The sequence below is a fragment of the Betaproteobacteria bacterium genome (genome assembly GCA_009377585.1).
Taxonomy (GTDB): Bacteria; Pseudomonadota; Gammaproteobacteria; order Burkholderiales; family WYBJ01; genus WYBJ01.
The window spans coordinates 37,926-57,280 of the sequence record WHTS01000031.1 but is presented as its reverse complement, the minus strand read 5'-3'; the positions used below and the strand labels follow the sequence as shown (position 1 = coordinate 57,280).

Below are 19,355 nucleotides of genomic sequence, written 5' to 3'. Positions count from 1 at the left end.
CCGACGGCGTGCTCGATCCCCATGTCACACGCTACGTCGGCGCGGCTTACATGGTTGCTGGTGCCGCCGCGAACGCGCAGGATCGGATCGCGGCGGCCGCGCCCCATGTGGTGACCGTGCGCACGGATGTCATCCTGAACGAGGCGCGCACGTTGCTCGGACGCGCCGGCGCCGGGCTCTCGGTGATCGCCGGCGTGACGTTGATAGCAAGCCTCCTGGTGCTGGCGAGCGTCATCGCGGCAAGCCTGGCGCGCCAGGTCTACCAGGCGAGCGTGCTCAACGCGCTCGGTGCCCGTGTAACGGTCATTCGCCGCAGCCTGCAGGTGGAGTACGCGGTGCTCGCGCTCCTCACTTCGGTGTTCGCGATTGCCGCGGGCAGCGCGCTCGCCGCGTTGCTGCTCCATTACCGGCTGGATCTCGAGCTTGCGCGCCTCTACTGGATCGGCGCCGCCACGGCGGTCGTCGTCAGCACGTGCAGCCTCGGCCTCGGCGGGACCTATCTGCTGCGGCAGCTTCGCATCGCTCCGGCGCAGTTGCTGCGCTCGGGTGGCTAGCCCGAATATTTCATCGGGGCCGGCCTGGTGAAATATCCGGGCTGGCCTCTACCCATGCGGCGCGATGGCGAATCGCTTCTGCGCCAATGCGCTCACGCAAGCGCGCGCTGCACCCAGCGGGCGAAGCGGAACAGCTCGCGATCGCAGTCGCGCCGCGCGATCAGTTGCACGCCGATCGGCAATCCGTTCGGCCCTTGCAGGGCCGGCACGGTAACGGCCGGCACGTGCGTGGATGTCCACAACGTGCAGAAGCCCGTGTAACCGGTCGATTCGAGCCCGATCGGCGCTTCACCTGCGGCAGCGGGCGTCAGCAGCACGTCGTAGCTCTCGAACACCTGGTCGAGCGTGCGGCGGCAGGCGGCGAGGAATTCGCGCGCTTCGCGATACTGTTCGAAGCTGGTCGCCATGCCGTGCGCGAGGCGGCCGTTGCGCAAAGTTTCGCTGATCGCGTTCCAGTGATGATCGATCTCCCAGGCGAAATTGCGCGTGAATTCATAGCTCGAGACTGCCCGATGGGCATCGGGAATGCGGGCAAATGCCGCCGGCACCAGGGCGTCTTTCACGCTCGTGCCCGTTCGTGCCAGCGTCGAAGCCGCGTCCTCGAGCAGGCGCTGAGTCGATGCATCCGCCTTTTCCCACAGGGGCGTGCGGCAGAATCCGATGCGAGGCTTGCCGGTTTCCTCGAGCGGCTTCGGTTCCGCGCCGATCAGCACCTCGCGCAGCAGCGCGACATCCTCGATCGAGCGCGCGAACAAGCCGAGCGTATCGAGTGAGCCCGCCGCTTCGAGAACGCCCGACATGCGCAGATCGCCCCACGTCGGTCGATAGCCCACGACGCCGCAGAAGGAGGCCGGGCGGATGGTCGAGGCAGTCGTCTGTGTTCCCAAGGCCAGTGGCACCATGCGATCGCCGACCGCCGCCGCCGATCCGCTCGACGACCCGCCGGGCGTGCGTTCGGCGTCGAGCGGATTGCGCGTCTTGCCCGGATGGACGTTGGCGAATTCGGTCGTGACGGTCTTGCCGACCAGGACCGCCCCCGCGCGTCGCATGAGCGCCACGCAGGCCGCATCCCGGCCCGGCCGATGGCCGCGATGGATCGGGCTGCCGTACTCGGATGGCATGTCGGCCGCGTCGATGATGTCTTTTGCGCCGAACGGCACGCCGTGCAGCGCCCCGCGCGGACCCGAGCCCGCATCGAGCGCGCGGGCCTGCTCGAGCGCACGTTCGGCGTCCAGGTGTTGCCAGGCCTGTACCGCCGGCTCGCGCGCCAGGATGCGCTCGAGGCAGGCGCGAATGACCGCCTCGCATGTGAGGCTGCCGGATCGCGTGGCAGTGGCTATCTCGCTTGCAGTCCATTCATTCGGGGATGTCGGCATCGGTACGGTTCCGTCGGATGTGCCAAGGGCAGACACGGCCGGCACGAGACCGAGGCGGTGCAGGCATCCGCGCTCGGGTCGGTGGCCGCGATATCACCTCATTATCGCTGACGCCGGGCTCATGCAGTGAGCCTCACGCCGTCGATACTGGGCTGGTCACGAGGCAGAGGCGAACACGATGAACGCGAAAGAACTGGTGGTTACGATCCTGGGCCTGGCGGGTACGTTCCTGCTGCCCTGGCCCGGGGAGCCCGATCGCCACGGCGATCCGTCGGAGCGACGCGGCGTGGTGCAGGCATCCGTATGCGTGCATGGCTGCGGCGAGGCCGTGGTGATGAGCCGGAAGGAAGCGAGCAGCCGAGCGCACCCGGTAGATCCAAAGCGCCTTGCGCAGTGGCGCGCGAGCCGCTAGCGCCGCTCGCCACGGATATCCGGTCGATGCGAAGCAGCCGGGCGTCGGGTCGAAGGCAAGGCGAACCGGTCAACTGGCCTGGTTCAGCGTCTGGGCGCGGTCGGCGAAGCTTCGATTACGCTCTTCGCGCTCCACCCATAGCACGGTCTCCGCGGCCAGCATGGACGCGGCGAAGAGCTCGCCCTGGCCGGCCTCGAAGCCTGCTTGGCGTGCGTGCGTCAGGTCGGCCAGCGTACGTACCCCCACCGCACACGCCGTCATGCCCTGCTTGCGTGCGTTGACCACGGCGGCCGCGAGGCTCTGGTGCTCGGGTGCTGAGTGCGCTGCGGTGGCGTCGGGCCAGCTCAGTTTCACTTCGCAGAAGTGCTCGTGGGCCGGGTTGTCGAGCGCCAGCGTGGTGGCGGGGTGGTCGAGAGCCAGCGCATAGCCGCGCAGCTTCAGACGCGCCAGATTGTCGGCGAAGTTCGGCGAGGCGGCATGCCGGCCCGCATCGATCTCGAGCACCAGGTCCGCCGCTGCGACTCCGAGCGTACGCACATAGGCGTCGAGCGCATTCGCGTCGCCGCACTCGGACAGCACCTCGTAACCGAGATTGACGGACACTTTGGCATCCAGGCTCTTGGCGCGCAGCGAACGCACCAACGCGGCGGCGTCGCGCAGCACGGTTGCGGTCATCACGCGCTGGGCGCCGAGTTGCGCCATCGCGTGGCCGAATCCGGCGGCGGGCACCTCGCCGTAGCGTGCATGCGAGACGTAGGAGATGGCTTCGCAGGCCACCGGCCGGCCGGATTGCAGGTTGATCTTGGGCTCGAAGCGCGCGCGTACGCGTCCGCTTCGCAGGCACTCGTTCAGCTCGTCCCTGCTCAGGGACGGCGCCTTGGTCGCAGTGGCGGCAGGCTGTCCGAGCCCGCGCAGCAGCGTGCCCGCCTGCTCCGCGCTGAGGGGTTTTCGCATGACGGCAAGGACAGGTAAGCCGCATTGGGCCGCGCGGCTGCGTAAGCCTTCGGCTTCAGGCTGCCGGCGTTGCGTCAGGAGCAGGGCCGTTGCGAGCGTTTGCTCGACAGCCAGGTCGCGCAGGACATAGAGGCAGTCCTCGCCCAGTCGGTCCGGGTCAGCGACGAGCAGCCAGTGCGGCCACTGGCGAACGGCCAACAGATGGCGTGCGCCTTCGAGATTGGCCGCTTCGGCTACACGCTGTGCGCCGGCGGCACGCATGAGCCGACAGAGCGAGCGCCGCTCGAATTTGCTGGATTCGATGACCAGGACGGCAACGCTATCGGCAGTCGGTTGAGACGTTCTCTTCGCGGACATGAAGCGTTTCGTGACAAATTGCCTCCTGGTCAGGCTGGGTGTCGGCTCTGGCGGCCTGTCGTGCGAGACTGAAACGCGTGCAGTGCGCGCGGGCAATTCGCGGCGGCACGCACCTGCCTGTCGGCACGTTGACGAAGCCTGTTACGGCGCGACAAGGCGATCGCTTGAATGCAAGGCTGCTAACATTTCCGGTGCAAGCGAGGCGTTCGTCGGAGGAGTGACCATGCAGCGTATCGTTGCAGTCGAAGGCGATATCACCATCCAGCCGGTGGATGCGATCGTCAACGCAGCCAATGCGAGCCTGCTCGGCGGCGGAGGGGTCGACGGCGCGATTCACCGCGCGGCCGGTCCGGAGCTGCGCGCGTTTTGCGCAAGCTTAAGCGGTTGCGCCACCGGAGCGGCCAAGATCACGCCGGGCTTTCGTCTCGGCGCGAAATGGATCATCCACACCATCGGCCCGGTATGGCAGGGCGGCGATTTTGACGAGGAGCGCTTGCTCGCGGGCTGCTATCGGGAGAGCCTAGCGCTCGCCGCCGCGCACGGTGTACGCAGGATCGCCTTTCCCCAAATATCCACCGGCGCCTATGGATTTCCCGTCGAGCGGGCGTGCACCATCGCGGCCCGGACGATTGCCGCCGAGCTCGATCGGATCGATTCGATCGAGCAGGTGCGTTGCGTGAGTTATGGCGCGAGCGCGCACCAGCGCATGCTGGCCGCGCTCGCGGCACAGGCGTAGAACGCAGGCAGCGCGACCCGCGAGCAGGCAGAATTCTTTTGTTCTCCCCTCCTGCCAAGGAGGGGCGGGACACGACTGCGTCGTGGACGGGGTGGTATCTCGGCAGCCAAGCCCCACCACCCCGTCGGCTGCGCCGCCACCCCTCCTCGACGAGGAGGGGAACACCACACCCTCGTCTCTGACGGTCGAGCAGCCGATCAGGGGTTTCGTGAATTGCGTCTGTCCCGCTCAGACTTCCTTGTTTAGCGCTGCGATCACGGCGGCGGTGACGACGGCCGTATCGGCTTCCCCGCCCAGATCCGGCGTGAAGATCTTGCGCGTCGTGACCGCTTCGATGGCGCGCATGAGCCTGCGGCCGGCACTCTGTTCTCCGAGGTGCTCGAGCATCATCGCCGCGGTCCAGAAGGTCGCGATTGGATTGGCGATACCCTTGCCGGTGATGTCGAATGCCGAGCCGTGGATCGGCTCGAACATCGACGGGAAGCGGCGCTCGGGTTGAGGTTGGCGGTGGGCGCGATGCCGAGACTCCCGGACAGCGCGGCGGCGAGATCCGACAGGATATCCGCGTGCAGGTTGGTCGCCACCACGACATCGATGCTGCCCGGGCGCGACACCATGCGCGTGGTCATCGCATCGACCAGCTCGCGATCCCAGGCGACATCGGGATAATCGCGCGCCACCTCGAAGAATATTTCGTCCCACATCACCATGCCGTGGCGCTGTGCATTGGACTTGGTGACCAGCGTCAGGTGCTTGCGCGCTCGGCCGCGCGCGAGCTCGAAAGCGAAACGGTGAATACGCGTCACGCCGGCGCGGGTGAATACGGAGACCTCGGTTGCAACTTCCTCCGGCAGCCCGCGGTGCGCGCGCCCGCCGCTTCCGGAATATTCGCCTTCTGAATTCTCGCGCACGATGACCCAGTCCAGATCGGCAGGATCGCGCAGCTTGAGCGGGCTTTGCACGCCGGGCAGCACCCGCGCTGGCCGCACGTTGGCATACTGGTCGAAGCCCTGGCAGATGGGCAGCCGCAATCCCCACAGCGATACGTGATCGGGTACCTTGGGCGAGCCCACCGCGCCGAAGAAGATCGCATCGAAACCCTGCAATCGTTGCAATCCGCCGTCTGGAATGTAGGCGCCCCGGGCGAGATAGCGCTCGCTGTCCCAGTCGAAATCCGTGACGGCAAGCCGAAAGTCTTCCAGCTCGGCCAGTGCTGCCAGCACTTTCAACCCCGCGGGGATGACTTCCTTGCCGATGCCGTCGCCGGGGATCGCCGCCAACCGATATTCGCGCATTGCCCTTACCTCTTGCCGTGTGAACGGCAAAGTCTAGACGAATTCGGTACATAGCCCTAACCAGCAAGGCCCGCTCGAAGCCGCTCAACCTCAGGAGGCAGGCTGCCGATATTGCCGGGGACGATCCGCACGCGGGCAGGGATGGCCCCGGTCACGTTCGCGGTCAGCGGCCCGGTACAACCCGGGTCGCGCGCTGGAGAGCAGCAATGGAACTACTACATACGCGCCGCCTTGGTCACGGCGCGCGCGAGCAGCACCGCCGCAGCGGATCGCATGTTGCGCCGCAGCGTGAGTGCGTTGTGGCCGCTGGGGACTGATCATGCGCTTTCGCAGCTCCATAGCCTTGCCGCTGATCGGCCTGCTCGTGCTCGTGTCCTCGGGCAGCGCCATCGTCAGCCACTTCGTCAACATGCGCGCCCTCGAAAGCAGCTTGCATGAGTCGGAGCGCGACAAGCTCGACCATATCGGCTACATCGTCGAGACCGCGATTCGGGCCGAGGCGCCGCGGCTGAGCGCGCTCGCCCGCTCGCTGCAGGACCATGCCGAGCTGAAACAGCATCTCGCCCTGCAAGACGAGGACGCGGCAGCGTTTCGCTCGGTCCTGGACCGGATTTACCTCGATACGCGAGTCGATGTGCTTGCGGTCTCGGACCGAGGGCAGTACATCGCGTATCGCGCACACGACCCGGGCAGGTACGGCGACCGCGTACAACTCCCCAGCCTCGCCAAGGCTCTGGCCGGCGAAGACGTCATCGAGACCCGCGAGGTGGCCTCGGGCATGGCCGTCCGCGCTGTAGCGCCGTTGTCGCTCGAGGGGCGGACGATCGGTGCGATCATCGTCGGCACGCTGCTGAACGACGCCTATGCGCGGCGCCTCGCGCGCCAGGTGAAGGCCGAGATCTCGTTCGCCTCGGCGCAGGGTGTATGGGCGAGTTCGCGCCCTGGCAGCCAGAAGCTCGATGCCGAGGTGCGCCAGGTCATCGAGAGCAGCGCAAGCCGCGAAAGGCCGCTGTTCCAGACCGACGCCAAGACGCACAAGGCGCGCTTGTTCCTGCCGCTGGCGGTTGCCGAGGAACCGCTCGTGATGGTGATCGAGACGGACACCTTGCATTTGGCCGACCTGATGGAGCAGGCCCGAGACTATCAGATTGCGCTCTCGGCGTTGCTGCTCGGCGCCGCAATCGTGCTCGGGACGCTGCTGACCTTCCGCATCGTGCGCCCGCTGGTCGAATTGAAGCGCCGGGCGGTGAAGCTCGCAAACGACATCACCGGGCAGGCGATCGACAGCAGGGAAGGCAGCGAGATCGACTCGCTGGTCGCGGTGATCGATCGGACCACGGCTGCGCTGTCGGCAGCGAACCGGGAAGTGCTCGAGCGCGAACACGAAGTACGGCTCGTGACCGACTCGCTGCCGCTCGCGGTGGCCTATGTCGACAGCGACCTTCGCTATCGCTACGTCAACCGGCGCTTCGCCGAGTGGTGCGAGCGACCGGTCGAAGCGGTGGTCGGCCGCTCGGTGCCCGAAGTGATCGGCGCCACGCTCTACGAATCGGTGCGCACGCAGATCCACGCGGCGCTGCAAGGCGAAATCGTCTCGTACGAGTGCCAGTACACCGGCAAAGATGGCCGAGCGGTGTGTTACTACTCGCGCCTGGTGCCCCACCGCGGCGACGGCGGCGCGGTGCTCGGCTACTACGCCCTGCTCGAGGACATCACCGAGCGCAAGGCCGCCGAGTCGCAGGCCGAGCGCGCGCGCGTGTTCATGAGCGCAATCATCGACGCGGTTCCGAGCCCGGTGTTCGTGAAGGACGAGCAGCACACGTACATCGCGCTCAACGACGCCATGTGCGAGTTCATCGGCAAGCCGCGCGAGCAGCTGCTCGGCAAGAGCGATTACGACGTATTTCCCGAGCATGAGGCCGACGTCTTCTGGGCGAAGGACCAGGAAGTGTTCGACTGCGCCATGCCGAACGAGAACGAGGAATCGTTCACCGACGCCGCCGGCGTGCCGCACTGGATACTCACCCGCAAGCGCGGGTACGCGCTGCCCGGGGGCAAGCGCATGCTGGTTGGCATCATCACCGACTTGACCGAGCGCCGCGGGGTGGAAATGGCGCTGCGCGAAAGCGAAGCCCAGGCAAACCGTCTCGCCCTGGTCGCAAGCCGCACCCAGAACGCGGTCATCATCTCCGACGCCTCGGGTCGCATCGAGTGGGTGAACGAAGGCTTCACCCGGCTCACGGGCTACAAGCTGCACGAAGTGGTGGGCCGCGTGCCGGGCCACATCCTGCAGAACGAGGAAACCGACGCGCAAACGGTCGCCCATATCGCTGCGTGCGTGGCCAAAGGCGAGCCGTTCCAGGTCGAGATCGTCAATCAGGCGAAGGACGGGCGCCGCTACTGGCTCGCCATCGACGCCCAGCCGATCCGCGACAAGGATGGCAAGCTCACCAACTTCATCGCGATCGAATCCGACATCACCGAGCGCAAGCACGCCGAGGAGGAGCTGCGCCAGGCGAAGGTCGTGGCGGAAGCCGCGAGCCGGGCAAAATCCGAATTCGTCGCCAACATGAGCCACGAGATCCGCACGCCGATGAACGGGGTGCTCGGCATGACCGAGCTGCTGCTCGACAGCGACCTGAGCGAGCGCCAGCGCCGCTTCGCCCAGACCATCCGCAATTCCGGCGAGGCCCTGCTCAACATCATCAACGACATCCTCGACTTCTCCAAGATCGAGGCCGGCCGCATGGAGCTCGACTGCAGCCCCTTCGACCTGCGCTCTGTGGTGGAGGAGACGGCCGAGCTGCTCGCCGCGCGTGCGCACTCCAAGGGCGTCGAGCTCGCCTGCAACATCGCTTCCGACGTTCCGGTCGGCGTCGAAGGCGACGCCGGCAGGCTGCGCCAGGTGCTGACCAACCTGATCGGCAACGCCGTCAAGTTCACCGAGACGGGCGAGGTGGTGGTCGCGGTGAAGCGCGTCGATCCTCCCGGCGCGGACCCCGAGCTGTGCACGCTCGAGCTCTCCGTCATCGATACCGGCATCGGCATGAGCGAGGAGGCGAGGACGCGGCTGTTCCAGCCGTTCTCGCAGGCCGATGGCACCACCACGCGCCGCTACGGCGGCACCGGATTGGGCCTTGCCATCAGCCGCCAATTGGTCGAGCTGATGGGCGGTCAGATCGCCCTGGAAAGCGAGCTGGGCAAGGGCTCGCGATTCTGGTTCCAGCTCAGGCTGCGCATCAGTGCGGCGTTGCCCGAAGACATGGCGGCGAGCGAATCGCTGCGCGGCCTGCAGGTGCTGATCGTCGAAGACAATCCGACCAACGCCGCCATCTTGCAGCACTACACGCAGGCCTGGGGCATGAAGCCCACGTGCGTCGACCGCGCGGAGAAGGCGTTGGCGCATCTGCAGAGCGCAGACGTCGACCTCGTCCTGATTGACTGGAAGCTTCCGGGCATGTCGGGCCCCGAGCTCGCACGGCACCTGCGCGAGAAGCTCCTGGCGACGCAGCCGCTCGTGTTGCTCACCTCGATGACGGCGAACGATGTGTCGAACACTGCGCGCAGCTGCGGATTCAACGCCTATCTGAGCAAGCCCGTGCGTCGCGACGAGTTGCTGCGCTGTCTGGCACGCGTCCTGGGCGAAGTCGAAGAGCGCAGCTCGGATGGCATCGTGCTCATGCAACGCTTCGATGCGCGTGTACTGCTGGTCGAGGACAACACCGTCAACGCCGAGATCTGCACGGCGATGCTCGCTTCCCTCGGTTGCACCGTGGACGCGGCCGTGAACGGCGCCGAAGCGGTCGAGATGTCGGCCGCGCGCCGCTACGACCTGGTGCTGATGGATTGCCAGATGCCGGTGATGGACGGCTTCGAAGCCACGCGCACCATTCGCGTCCGCGAGCAGGTGAGCCCGACTGCGCACCGCATTCCCATCATCGCATTGACGGCCAATGCCATGCAGGGCGATCGCGATCGCTGCCTTGCCGCCGGCATGGACGACTACCTGGCGAAACCGTTCAAGCGCCAGCAGCTCGAAGCCGTGCTCGCCCAGTACGCGCATGGGCGCATGCCCGCGCGCGCGGGCGCCGCCGCGCCGGCCAAAGCGAGTGCGCCGGCCAAAGCGAGTGCGCCGGCCAAAGCGAGTGCGCCGGCGCAGGGCTTACGCCTCGCCTATGCCCGCCCGGGTGCCTCCACCGAGCACGATGGCGCAGTCCTCGCGCCGGCGAGCGTGCCTGCCCGGGAAAAGAACGAGGCCATGGAGGCGATCGTGCTCGACCGCGCCGCCCTGGCGGGTATCCGCGCGCTCGAGCGCCCTGGTTCGGGCGATCTGCTGCGCCGGGTGATCGACCGCTATTCCGAGGATGCGCCACGGCTGGTCGCGAGCATGCGCACCGCCGCGTCGAGCGAGGACGCACACGGACTGCAGGTTGCCGCTCATACGCTCAAGTCGGCCAGCGCCAATCTCGGCGCGCTCGCCCTGGCGGGCCTGTGCAAGGACCTGGAGATGACCGGCCGCAGCGGCGTTACGGCCGGCGCGACCGAAGTGTTGTCGAAGCTCGAACGCGAGCTCGAGCGAGTCGCTCAAGCGCTGCAAGCCGAGCTGGCGCAGCAGGCGGCGGGCTGAACGTGCGGGCGACTGCGATCAAGCTCGGGGTCGAAGCGGCCGTAATAGGTACGCCATGAAGCAACGCACCGAGAGCTCTCCGCCGCTGGCGCTCGTCATCGACGACGACTACACGGTACGCCTGCTGGTGCGCCAGACGCTGGAGAACGCCGGCATCGACGTGGCCGAGGCCGAGGACGGCAGCCGCGGCCTGCACGAGCTCGTTCGGGTCGACCCGGACATCGTGCTGCTGGACGTGATGATGCCGGGAAAGAACGGCTTCGAGGTCTGTGCCGAGGCGCGCGCGATCCCCGCACGCAGCCGTACACCGATTCTCATGATGACCGGCCTGGACGATTCCGAATCGGTCAATCGCGCCTACGAGGCCGGCGCCACCGACTTCATCACCAAGCCGATCACCTGGCCGATCCTGGCCCATCGCTGCCGCTACATGTTGCGTTCGAGCCAGGCGCTCGATCGCCTCGCCCGCAGCGAAGCGCGCCTGGCCGATGCCCAGCGTCTTGCCCGGCTCGGCCATTGGGACTGGAATCTCGCCAGCAACGAGGTCTATCGGTCGCCGGAAGCCTTGCGCATTCTCGGCTACCCCGACGCGTTGGCGCCCATGGATTACGCAGCCTTTGCGGCGCTCGTTCATCCGGGCGACCGCGGCGAGCTGGACGCGGCCGTGCGGCGCGCGCTGGAGCTGGCGCAACCGTACAGCCTGGAGTGCCGCATCGTGCGCGCCGACGGCGCCGAACGCGTGCTGCACGAACAGGCGGTGGTCGAGTGCGACGGCGCGAAACGCCCGATTCGCATTCACGGCACGACGCAGGACATCACGGAGCGCAAGCAGGCGGAGCAGCGCATCCGCCGCCTCGCGCTCTACGATACGCTCACGGAGCTGCCGAACCGGCAGTTCTTCAAGGAGCAGCTCGGCCATTCGCTGGCGCACGCCCAGCGGCTCGGGCAGAAGGTCGCGGTGCTGGTGCTCGACCTCGATCGCTTCAAGCGCATCAACGAAACGCTCGGACACAATGTCGGCGACCAGCTGTTGACCGCGGTCGGTGCCCGGCTCACGCAATCGCTGCGCTCGGCCGACTACGTGACGCGCACCGACGCTTCACCCTTGGCCGGGAATCTCGCGCGCCTGGGCGGCGATGAATTCACCATCCAGGTGACCGGGCTCGCGCAAGCCTCGGACGTGGCGAAGGTTGCGCGGCGCATCCTGAGCGCGCTGTCGCACCCGTTCAGCCTCGGCAGCCAGGAAGTGGTCGTTACCGCCAGTGCCGGCATCGCGGTCTACCCGGACGACGGCGACGACGTCGATACGGTGCTGAAGAACGCCGACAGCGCGATGTACCACGCCAAGGATCAGGGCAAGGACAACTACCAGTTCTTCTCGCCGTCGATGAACGCGTCATCGCTCACCAAGCTCACGCTGGAGAACCAGCTGCGCAAGGCGATCGAGCGCGGTGAGCTGCTGCTGCACTATCAGCCCAAGGTCGATGCGGTTTCGTGGCGCATCGCCGGCGTGGAGGCACTGATCCGCTGGCAGCATCCCGAGCTCGGCATGATCGCACCGGGGGAGTTCATTCCGCTGGCCGAGGAGACGGGACTGATCGTGCCGATCGGCGATTGGGTGCTGGGCGAGGCGGCACGGCAGGCGGCCGCCTGGCGCGCGGCGGGGCTGCCGCCCATCAGCATCGCGGTCAACATGGCGAGCCCCAGCTTCGCCCAGCCGGACTTCGTGCCGAAGGTCGCGGCGGTGCTCGCGCAGGCGAAGCTCGAGCCGGGAGCGATCGAGATCGAGCTTACCGAAAGCGTGCTCATGCAAGATGTCGAGGCAGCACGCCAGACGCTGCACGCGCTCAAGGCGCACGGCGTCGGCTTGTCGGTCGACGACTTCGGCACCGGCTATTCTTCGCTCGCCTATCTCAAGCGCTTTCCCATCGATACGCTCAAGATCGATCGCTCGTTCGTGCGCGACGTGATCCGCAACGCCGAGGATGCATCGATCACGGGCGCCATCATCGCGCTCGGCAAGAGCCTGGGGCTCGCGGTGGTGGCCGAAGGGGTCGAAACCGAAGCGCAGGCCGCGTTCCTGCGCGAGCGCGGTTGCACTCTCATGCAGGGCTATCTCTTCAGCCGGCCGGTTTGCGCCGACGACATCACCGCGATGCTGCGGGCTCCGGCGCAAATTCCGCTGCACGCTGCCGCCTGATACTCGTTGCGGTTGGCGCGACCGACTTCATTCGCGCGGGTGCTTATCCTGCCTGCCTGGCTCGCCCCCGCGGACTCGCATCCGGCATCTACGCAATTCCGTGACTTTGGCATGCGCGAAAGACGATGGCCGCATTGCATCGTCCGTCGTCGGCTAGAATGTCCATCGACATGGACAGGCGGAATTTCGCACGGCTGAGGCTGCGCATGGCAGGGCGAGTGTGCGGATACTGGTAGCCGAGGACGATGCCATGCTGGCCGATGCGGTCGCACGGGCGTTGTCTCAATCGGCGCATGCGGTCGACACCGCGCGCAGCGGCGAGGATGCCGACCGGGCGCTTGGTGCGATCCAGTACGACCTCGTGCTGCTCGACCTCGGACTGCCTGGCCTCGACGGCTACGAGGTACTGAAACGCCTGCGTGCCCGCCGCAGCCGCGTGCCCGTGCTGATTCTCACCGTGCGCGACGCCGTGACCGACCGGATCACGGGTCTCGATCTGGGCGCGGACGATTACCTGACCAAACCCTTCCACCTGGCTGAGCTGGAGGCGCGGGTGCGCGCGCTCATCCGGCGCGCCAATGCCGGCACCAGCTCCGAACTCGTCCACGGGCGGCTGCGGCTCGACATGGCGGGCCGGCGCCTGTATTGCGATTCGATCCCGCTCGAAGTATCCGCGCGCGAGCTTGCGGTGGTCGAGCTGCTGTTGCTGCGAGAGGGCCGGGTCGTCACCAAGCAGCAGATCGTGGATCACCTCTACGGCTGGGAAGACGCCTCGACCAGCAACGCGGTCGAAGTGTTCATCTATCGGCTGCGCAGGAAGCTCGAGAAGTCGGACGTGGATATTCGCACCGTGCGCGGCATGGGCTACATGATCGAAAAGTCCCATGCCGGCTAGCCGAACTTGGGCTAAACAGCGGATGCTGCGAAACCAGCTGCTCGTCTGGCTGCTCGTGCCGCTCGCGCTGCTGCTGAGCGCGGATGCGTACATCAGCTACCGTGTCGCGCTCGGATTCTCGCGCGAGGCCTACGATCGCTCGCTGATCGAGGTGGCGCACGAGATCGCGCTGCACGTGCATGTCGATCGCGGCAAGCTCGAGCTGGAACTGCCCGATGCCGCCCGCCGGGTGCTGCTGAACGATCCGAGCGATCGCATCTATTTCAGCATCATCGCGGAAGGCGGGGTGCCCATCGCGGGCGATGCGCTGCCGGGGCCGAACGGAATCATTGCCAAGGGGCCGCGCGCCGAGGTGCTGTACGACGCCTCCATGCAGGGCGAGCCGGTGCGAGCGGTGCAGATGCGCATCGACGCCAATGCCGACAACGCACGCCCCGCCGCGCTGGTGCGGGTGGCGGAAACGGAAGGCAAGCGCAAGGAGCTCACGCGCGAGATCCTGCTCTCGGTCATCATCCCGCAGGTGCTGCTCATCCTCATCGCCGGTTCGATCGTCTGGGTCGGCGTCAGTCACGGACTCTCGCCGCTCATGCGTCTGCAGCGCGCGGTGGCCTCCCGCTCGCCGCACGATCACAGTCCGGTCGCGGTATCCGAGGTGCCCGGCGAGGTGCGTCCGCTGCTCAACTCGATCAACGACCTGCTGCAGCGCCTGGACGGGGCGTTGACGCTGCAGAGCCGGTTCGTCGCCGATGCCGCGCATCAATTGAAAACGCCGGTCGCTGCGCTGCAGGCGCAGATCGAGCTGGCGTTGCGCAACGACGACCCGGCGCAGTTGCGCGCATCGACCCGGATTCTGCAGGCCGGGCTCGAGCGGCTCTCGCGCCTGGTTTCCCAGCTGCTGTCGCTCGCTCGCAACGAGCCCGAGGGCGCCGCGTTGGTGCGCCTCGAGATGCTCGACCTGAACGCGGTAACTCTGGAAGTCGCGAGCCGCTGGGTGCCGGAAGCTCTGAAGCGCTCGATCGATCTGGGTTTCGAAGGCGCTGGCTCGCCGGTGATGATCGAGGGCGACGCCGGGCGCCTGCGCGAGCTGTTCGACAACCTGCTCGACAATGCCATCCGCTACTGCGAGGCGCACGGGCGCGTGACGGTTCACGTCGGCGCCGAACCTGGCCCGTTCATGTCGGTGAATGACGACGGACCCTCGATTCCGCCGCAGGAGCGCCAGCGCGTGTTCGAGCGCTTCCACCGGCTCCTCGGCACTTCGCGCGACGGCAGCGGCCTGGGGCTCGCCATCGCGCAGGAGATCGCTCGCATTCACGGCGCGGAAATCACGCTGGCCGACGATCCCGACGGCGTCGGCAATACGTTTCGGGTGATCTTTCCACAGGCAGGTCAAGGGAAGCTCTGATCAGGATCGTCGTCGTCACCCCCGCGCAGGCGAGCGTCCAGAAAGTCTTGATTGTGTGGATTCCCGCTTCCGCGTCGTTTGCGCGGGAATGACTTCATCAGATCATCGCAGGTCGGCAACTGCGCGCTCTATGTAAGGCTGTGTTCATGTAAACGATCGGTAAAAGTCATCTTGTAGACAGCGTCAGTTCATCAGCCGGTCATAGTCTCGTGCCTTTCGGTCCGCACTTTCGTGTGCGGAGGTCACGGGAGAACCGGAATGGAACTGCTCACGACGTCCTTCTTCTGGGTGACGCTCGCCCAGATCATGATGATCAACATCCTGCTGAGCGGTGACAACGCCGTTGTCATTGCGCTCGCGAGCCGGTCGCTGCCGCCCAGACAGCAGAAGCAGGCGATTTTGTTCGGCAGCTTCGGCGCCATCCTGCTGCGGGTGATCCTCACCTTCTTCGCCGTGTTCCTGCTCGAGCTGCCGTTTCTCAAGGTGATCGGCGCGCTGCTGCTGATATGGATCGGAATCAAGATGCTTCTTCCCCAGAACGAGGGGACGGATCTCGATGCGCATTCGAGCCTGTGGGCGGCCGTGAAGACCATCATCATCGCCGACTTCGTAATGAGCCTCGACAACGTGCTCGGGGTCGCGGCCGCGGCCAAGGGCAACGTGCCGCTGCTGGTGATCGGGCTGGTGATCAGCATTCCGCTCATCATTTACGGCAGCACGCTGGTGCTGAAGCTCATGAACCGCTTCAGCTTCATCGTCACCGTGGGCGGCGGACTGCTGGGCTGGGTTGCGGGCGAGATGCTGGTGAGCGATCCGGCGATCAGCCTGTGGGTCGATACCCAGCTGCCGTGGGCGCACACCGGCGGACCGGTGCTGGCCACGCTTGCGGTCGTCGGCACCGGCAAGTGGTTCAGCTGGAAAGAGTCCGCTCAGGAGGAGCGCGTGAGCGAAGAAGCGAACGTTCAGCTCGCTCCGGCACCGGCGTTTGCGGTCGAATCGGTCGATACCCCTGCGCCAGCGCCGGTCGCGTTCGCTGCCGGCGAGGCGAGACAATCCGCGCCCGCGCCGATGGCTCGCGTTGCGTTCGACGGCCGGGACGACGCAGCGCCAGTCGGCTACCGCTGGGTTTCGAGCCCGTGGCATACGGGCCGCGACGGCAAACGCGACTACGCCGCCACGCACGGCATGCGCTCGTTTCGCACACTTGCGCCGATGAGCGGGCGCGTGCGCCCGCCGCGGCATCGCTGAACCGCTTCGATTCGAATTATCGATGCCCGCGTATGCGGGTACGCCCTCTCGAGTAGGCTGCTGTTTGGAACAGCACGTCCGCGTTATTCTCGTGCGCCGGGACCACCCCGTCCGTGACCTGCGGTCACGTCCCGCCCCTCCTTCGCAGGAGGGGAATGAAAAACACCCCCCTCCTGATGAGGGCCGGTAGCGCGTAGCGCCGGGTGGTGTGTTTCCCCTTCTCTCTCAAGAAACCCAACCAGGTTTCTTAGCCGCGCCTGCCCGCCTGCGGGCTAATACTGCTCACGAGGAGGGGTGTCACGAAGTGACGAGGTGGTTTGCGCTCCTACAGCGTCTTCATATACTCGACCAGCGCGTCCTTGTCGGCAGCGGGCAGCGTGACGCCGTATTCGTGACCCTGATTGCCGCCGCCCTTGGCGGCCACGTCGTGGCGCGTGCCGACGCGCTTGGCTTCCGCGGAATCGAACTCGAATCCCATGCGCTTCTGATCGTATACGTCGTAGCCGCGCCAGAATTCGCTCGGCCGGCGCGCGACCGGCTCGAGCAGATCCCGCAGCGTCGGCACCGAGCCGTTGTGCAGGTAAGGCGCACGCAGCCAGATGCCATCGAGGAACGGCACGATGTAGCCGTCGAGCGTCTCCTCCACCAGGCCCTTGCGCTCGATCCCCATCTCGCGCACGACCCGGTTGGCATCGATCGCCGCCTGCTTGTTCCAGGATTGCAGGCGATTGCGGTCGGTGCCCACCTCGGCAACCGGCATGCGCGTGCCGGTGCGCTCGCTCGCATGGCAGCGTGCGCATTGCGCGTCGAACACCGCCTTGCCCGCTTCGGCCTTGGCCATGTCGATGGCGAACGGATACTTGGGTGCGGGTTTGTTCGAAAGATAGTCGTGCATCCACTTCACTTCGGCGAGAAAGCGCTCCTTGTCGTGCGGCTCGGCGCCGAGCAAACCGAGGGCCGAGTCGATGATGACCGAATACGCGTCGTGACTGTCGCCGGCGAGATTGAGGAACATGCCTTTTTCCGGCTTGTACTTCTTGAGGTTCCAGACCGAGGGCATGTCGGTGGGACCGAAGGTATCGTCCATCGGCGCCTCGATCATGAAATACTTGGTGAGGTTCATCGCGTCGTCGCGCCCGCGACCCCAGTCGGGGAAATCCTTGCGGTAGAGCCAGGCGAACTGCGCCTCGCGCTCGAGCAGGCGCTTGCGCGTGATCGGGATGATGGCGAAACGGTAGGCGAGCCGATCGATCCAGTCGAGATCGGTCACCAGCTCGATCTCGCGCATCAGGACGTCGGCATTGAAGCGTGGGTCTTTCGCGACGTTGACCAGCAGCCGGAAGAAAGCCGCCACGTCGAGCGTGTGCGCGGGGCCTGTCTCCACGAACGTGGGCGTCTCGTCGGGCTTGGAGCGGTACGAGGCGGTATGGCACACGGCGCAGGTGTTGGCGACGCGCGGGAAGCCGATCGTCTTCTTGGTGAAGCCGATCGGCAGCTCCTGGCCTTGCTCCCACGGCGCGCCGAGCGAGGCGTAGCCGCCCGGGCCGGGAAACTTGTCCGGAAAGACGCGTGGAATGACATAGAAGATCCAGTACGGAATGCCTGCGTCCCATTCGGCACCGATCGAACCGTACTTGAAGCGCATTTCCGGCGTCGAGGTCACCCAGTCGGGTTGCGGCTCCTCGCGGAAGAATCGATACCAGCCGACGTAGGCCAGCACGCCGACCAGGAGCACCAGTACGGCGAGCGCCGTGGCGAGCACCCTCAGGTGCCTCTTGCTGCTGTGTGCGTGAGCCATCGGCATCTCCCTCAGAATGTCTTCAGGTACTCCACCAGCGCGTCCTTGTCCGCGTCGCTCAAGGTCGTGCCGTAATCCGCGCCCTCGTGGCCCTTGTTCGAGTTGCCCGGCACGCGGGTGTCGAACAGAAAGTAGCGTTTGCCCTGATCGGCCTCGACGTCCCACGCGAAGCCCACATTGCGCGCGTCGATGAGGTCGTTGCCGCGATAGAAGGTTTGCGGGCGCCGCTCGGAAGGGTCCAGCAGATGACGCAATGTCGGCACCGAGCCGTTGTGCAGATAGGGCGCACGCAGCCAGAGCCCGTCGAGCGGCAGGTTGGCGTAGCCGTAAGTCTTGCGAAAATGCGCGAAACGGTGCGGATAGCCGGCGTACAGGGTCGCCTGGTTGACCGCCAGATCGTAGGTATAGGAATCGAGGCGGCCGCGATCGGTGCCGATGTCGGCGATCGGCGTGACCTTGCCGACGTGCTCGCCGCTGAAGTCCGAGCCGCTCATACCGTGGCAGTTCGCGCACAGCTTGCGATAGATCGGAGCGCCGCGCTCGGCCAGTGCCGCATCGATCGGCAATGGATAGCGCGGGGGCTTCAGATCGAGCAGCCACTGCTCGATGCGCCCGATCGCTTGCAGATCGATCGTGGGCGGCGTGGTGCCGGTGCCGAACGCCGCGCTCTTGTTGCGTTCCTCGACGCGGGTGTTGTTGCCGTCCCAGTGCAACTGCATACCGACCTTCTGGCGCTGATTCCAGATCGAGGGGAAGTCGGAGGCGCCGATCAGCTCCTTCTTCGGCAGCTGGTCCATCGGCCAGTTGAACAGGACCTTGGCCGAGTTGAAGGTGTCGACGCGCCCCGGTCCCCAATCGGGCTGATCGAAGACGAAGCCGAAGCGGCTGCGCAGCATGAGCGTGCGTTCGCGCATCAATGCGATCGCCACCGGGTAGACCAGGTAACGGTCGAGCAGGCTCAAGCCCCCGCTGATGCGATCGATCACGGGTATCAGGTACTCGCCGCTGAAGCGCTCGTCGGCGACGCAGTCGAAAATGAATTTCTCGAACCGATGCAGATCGAAGCGGTGCGCGGGCATCGCGGTGTAGATCTGCGGCGCGGCCTGGGCGTCGGTGCGCACCGTGGCTGCGTGGCATACGGCGCAGTTGAGGAATACCCGGTCGATGCCCATGTGGCGGCGCTTGCTCATGCCGACGGGCAGGTCCTTGTCGGGCTCGTAGATGAATCCGAGCGAGCCGTAGCCGGGGCCCGGCAGGTGGTGCGCACACACCTGCGGCATCGCCTGGAATATCCAGTACGGGAAACCGGATTCACGCTCGCCGCCGGTGGAACCGTACTTGAAGTGATCCTCGATGCCCTCGTAAATAATCGGGCGATCCTGCAGGAAGCGGTTGGCCAGGTAGATGAGCGCGATCCCGGGGATCAGGATCAGCAGCGCAGCCAGCAGGAAAAAGCGCCTGCGCCAGCGCCACGGGTTCGCGCCGTCGCCTCGGCTGC

The 19,355-nt window shown here is 66.3% G+C and carries 12 protein-coding genes and 1 pseudogene; 8 read left to right on the top strand and 5 right to left on the bottom strand.

From position 1 onward, the window contains the following. On the top strand, window positions 1-554 hold a 554-nt coding region (locus tag GEV05_12420; GenBank protein ID MPZ44187.1), incomplete at its 5' end, for an FtsX-like permease family protein. Between the two features lie 92 nt (window positions 555-646). Here GEV05_12420 and GEV05_12415 read toward each other — a convergent pair. Further along, window positions 647-1,930, bottom strand: a complete 1,284-nt coding sequence (locus GEV05_12415; protein MPZ44186.1) for an amidase — start codon at window positions 1,928-1,930, stop codon at window positions 647-649. Window positions 1,931-2,108: 178 nt separating this feature from the next. On the opposite strand from GEV05_12415, the gene GEV05_12410 reads away from it, so the two are divergent. Further along, on the top strand, window positions 2,109-2,342 hold the full coding sequence (locus GEV05_12410; GenBank protein MPZ44185.1) for a hypothetical protein: 234 nt from the start codon (window positions 2,109-2,111) through the stop codon (window positions 2,340-2,342). A gap of 69 nt (window positions 2,343-2,411) precedes the next feature. Here GEV05_12410 and GEV05_12405 read toward each other — a convergent pair whose 3' ends face one another. Next, on the bottom strand, window positions 2,412-3,653 hold the full coding sequence (locus tag GEV05_12405) for an EAL domain-containing protein (protein ID MPZ44184.1): 1,242 nt from the start codon (window positions 3,651-3,653) through the stop codon (window positions 2,412-2,414). A gap of 223 nt (window positions 3,654-3,876) precedes the next feature. Here GEV05_12405 and GEV05_12400 point away from each other — a divergent pair, with 223 nt between their 5' ends. After that, window positions 3,877-4,389 (top strand): O-acetyl-ADP-ribose deacetylase, encoded by a 513-nt coding sequence (locus tag GEV05_12400; protein ID MPZ44183.1) that lies wholly within the window; start codon window positions 3,877-3,879, stop codon window positions 4,387-4,389. Between the two features lie 228 nt (window positions 4,390-4,617). Here the strand turns inward: GEV05_12400 and GEV05_12395 are convergent. Next, window positions 4,618-5,684: pseudogene (locus tag GEV05_12395) on the bottom strand (tartrate dehydrogenase). 319 nt (window positions 5,685-6,003) lie between these two features. Here GEV05_12395 and GEV05_12390 point away from each other — a divergent pair. The 5 genes from GEV05_12390 (at window position 6,004) to GEV05_12370 (ending at window position 16,059) form a co-directional block, all read left to right on the top strand. Next, the gene (locus GEV05_12390; protein MPZ44182.1) at window positions 6,004-10,311 is read left to right on the top strand and encodes a PAS domain-containing protein; all 4,308 of its coding nucleotides are present in this window, start codon (window positions 6,004-6,006) and stop codon (window positions 10,309-10,311) included. An 85-nt stretch (window positions 10,312-10,396) separates the two neighbouring features. Then, window positions 10,397-12,511, top strand: a complete 2,115-nt coding sequence (locus GEV05_12385; protein MPZ44181.1) for an EAL domain-containing protein — start codon at window positions 10,397-10,399, stop codon at window positions 12,509-12,511. 220 nt (window positions 12,512-12,731) lie between these two features. Next, window positions 12,732-13,406 carry a response regulator gene (locus tag GEV05_12380; GenBank protein MPZ44180.1) on the top strand — a complete coding sequence of 225 codons (675 nt, stop codon included), beginning with the start codon at window positions 12,732-12,734 and terminating at the stop codon, window positions 13,404-13,406. Window positions 13,407-13,428: 22 nt separating this feature from the next. Beyond that, window positions 13,429-14,811 carry a sensor histidine kinase gene (locus tag GEV05_12375; protein ID MPZ44179.1) on the top strand — a complete coding sequence of 461 codons (1,383 nt, stop codon included), beginning with the start codon at window positions 13,429-13,431 and terminating at the stop codon, window positions 14,809-14,811. A gap of 258 nt (window positions 14,812-15,069) precedes the next feature. After that, the gene (locus tag GEV05_12370) at window positions 15,070-16,059 is read left to right on the top strand and encodes a YjbE family putative metal transport protein (GenBank protein MPZ44178.1); all 990 of its coding nucleotides are present in this window, start codon (window positions 15,070-15,072) and stop codon (window positions 16,057-16,059) included. A 325-nt stretch (window positions 16,060-16,384) separates the two neighbouring features. Here the strand turns inward: GEV05_12370 and GEV05_12365 are convergent, their stop codons facing one another. Both GEV05_12365 and GEV05_12360 read right to left on the bottom strand, forming a co-directional pair. Next, window positions 16,385-17,857, bottom strand: coding sequence for a hypothetical protein (locus tag GEV05_12365; protein ID MPZ44177.1), 1,473 nt, complete (start codon window positions 17,855-17,857; stop codon window positions 16,385-16,387). Window positions 17,858-17,868: 11 nt separating this feature from the next. Further along, window positions 17,869-19,305, bottom strand: a complete 1,437-nt coding sequence (locus tag GEV05_12360) for a cytochrome c (GenBank protein MPZ44176.1) — start codon at window positions 19,303-19,305, stop codon at window positions 17,869-17,871. Window positions 19,306-19,355 lie beyond the last annotated feature (50 nt).

What these genes read in the sequence shown, in the direction of transcription:
- GEV05_12415 (MPZ44186.1), bottom strand. Translation starts at nt 1,930, where the DNA reads ATGCCGACATCCCCGAATGAATGGACTGCAAGCGAGATAGCCACTGCC.
- GEV05_12410 (MPZ44185.1), top strand. Translation starts at nt 2,109, where the DNA reads ATGAACGCGAAAGAACTGGTGGTTACGATCCTGGGCCTGGCGGGTACG.
- GEV05_12405 (MPZ44184.1), bottom strand. Translation starts at nt 3,653, where the DNA reads ATGTCCGCGAAGAGAACGTCTCAACCGACTGCCGATAGCGTTGCCGTC.
- GEV05_12400 (MPZ44183.1), top strand. Translation starts at nt 3,877, where the DNA reads ATGCAGCGTATCGTTGCAGTCGAAGGCGATATCACCATCCAGCCGGTG.
- GEV05_12390 (MPZ44182.1), top strand. Translation starts at nt 6,004, where the DNA reads ATGCGCTTTCGCAGCTCCATAGCCTTGCCGCTGATCGGCCTGCTCGTG.
- GEV05_12375 (MPZ44179.1), top strand. Translation starts at nt 13,429, where the DNA reads ATGCTGCGAAACCAGCTGCTCGTCTGGCTGCTCGTGCCGCTCGCGCTG.
- GEV05_12370 (MPZ44178.1), top strand. Translation starts at nt 15,070, where the DNA reads ATGGAACTGCTCACGACGTCCTTCTTCTGGGTGACGCTCGCCCAGATC.
- GEV05_12365 (MPZ44177.1), bottom strand. Translation starts at nt 17,857, where the DNA reads ATGGCTCACGCACACAGCAGCAAGAGGCACCTGAGGGTGCTCGCCACG.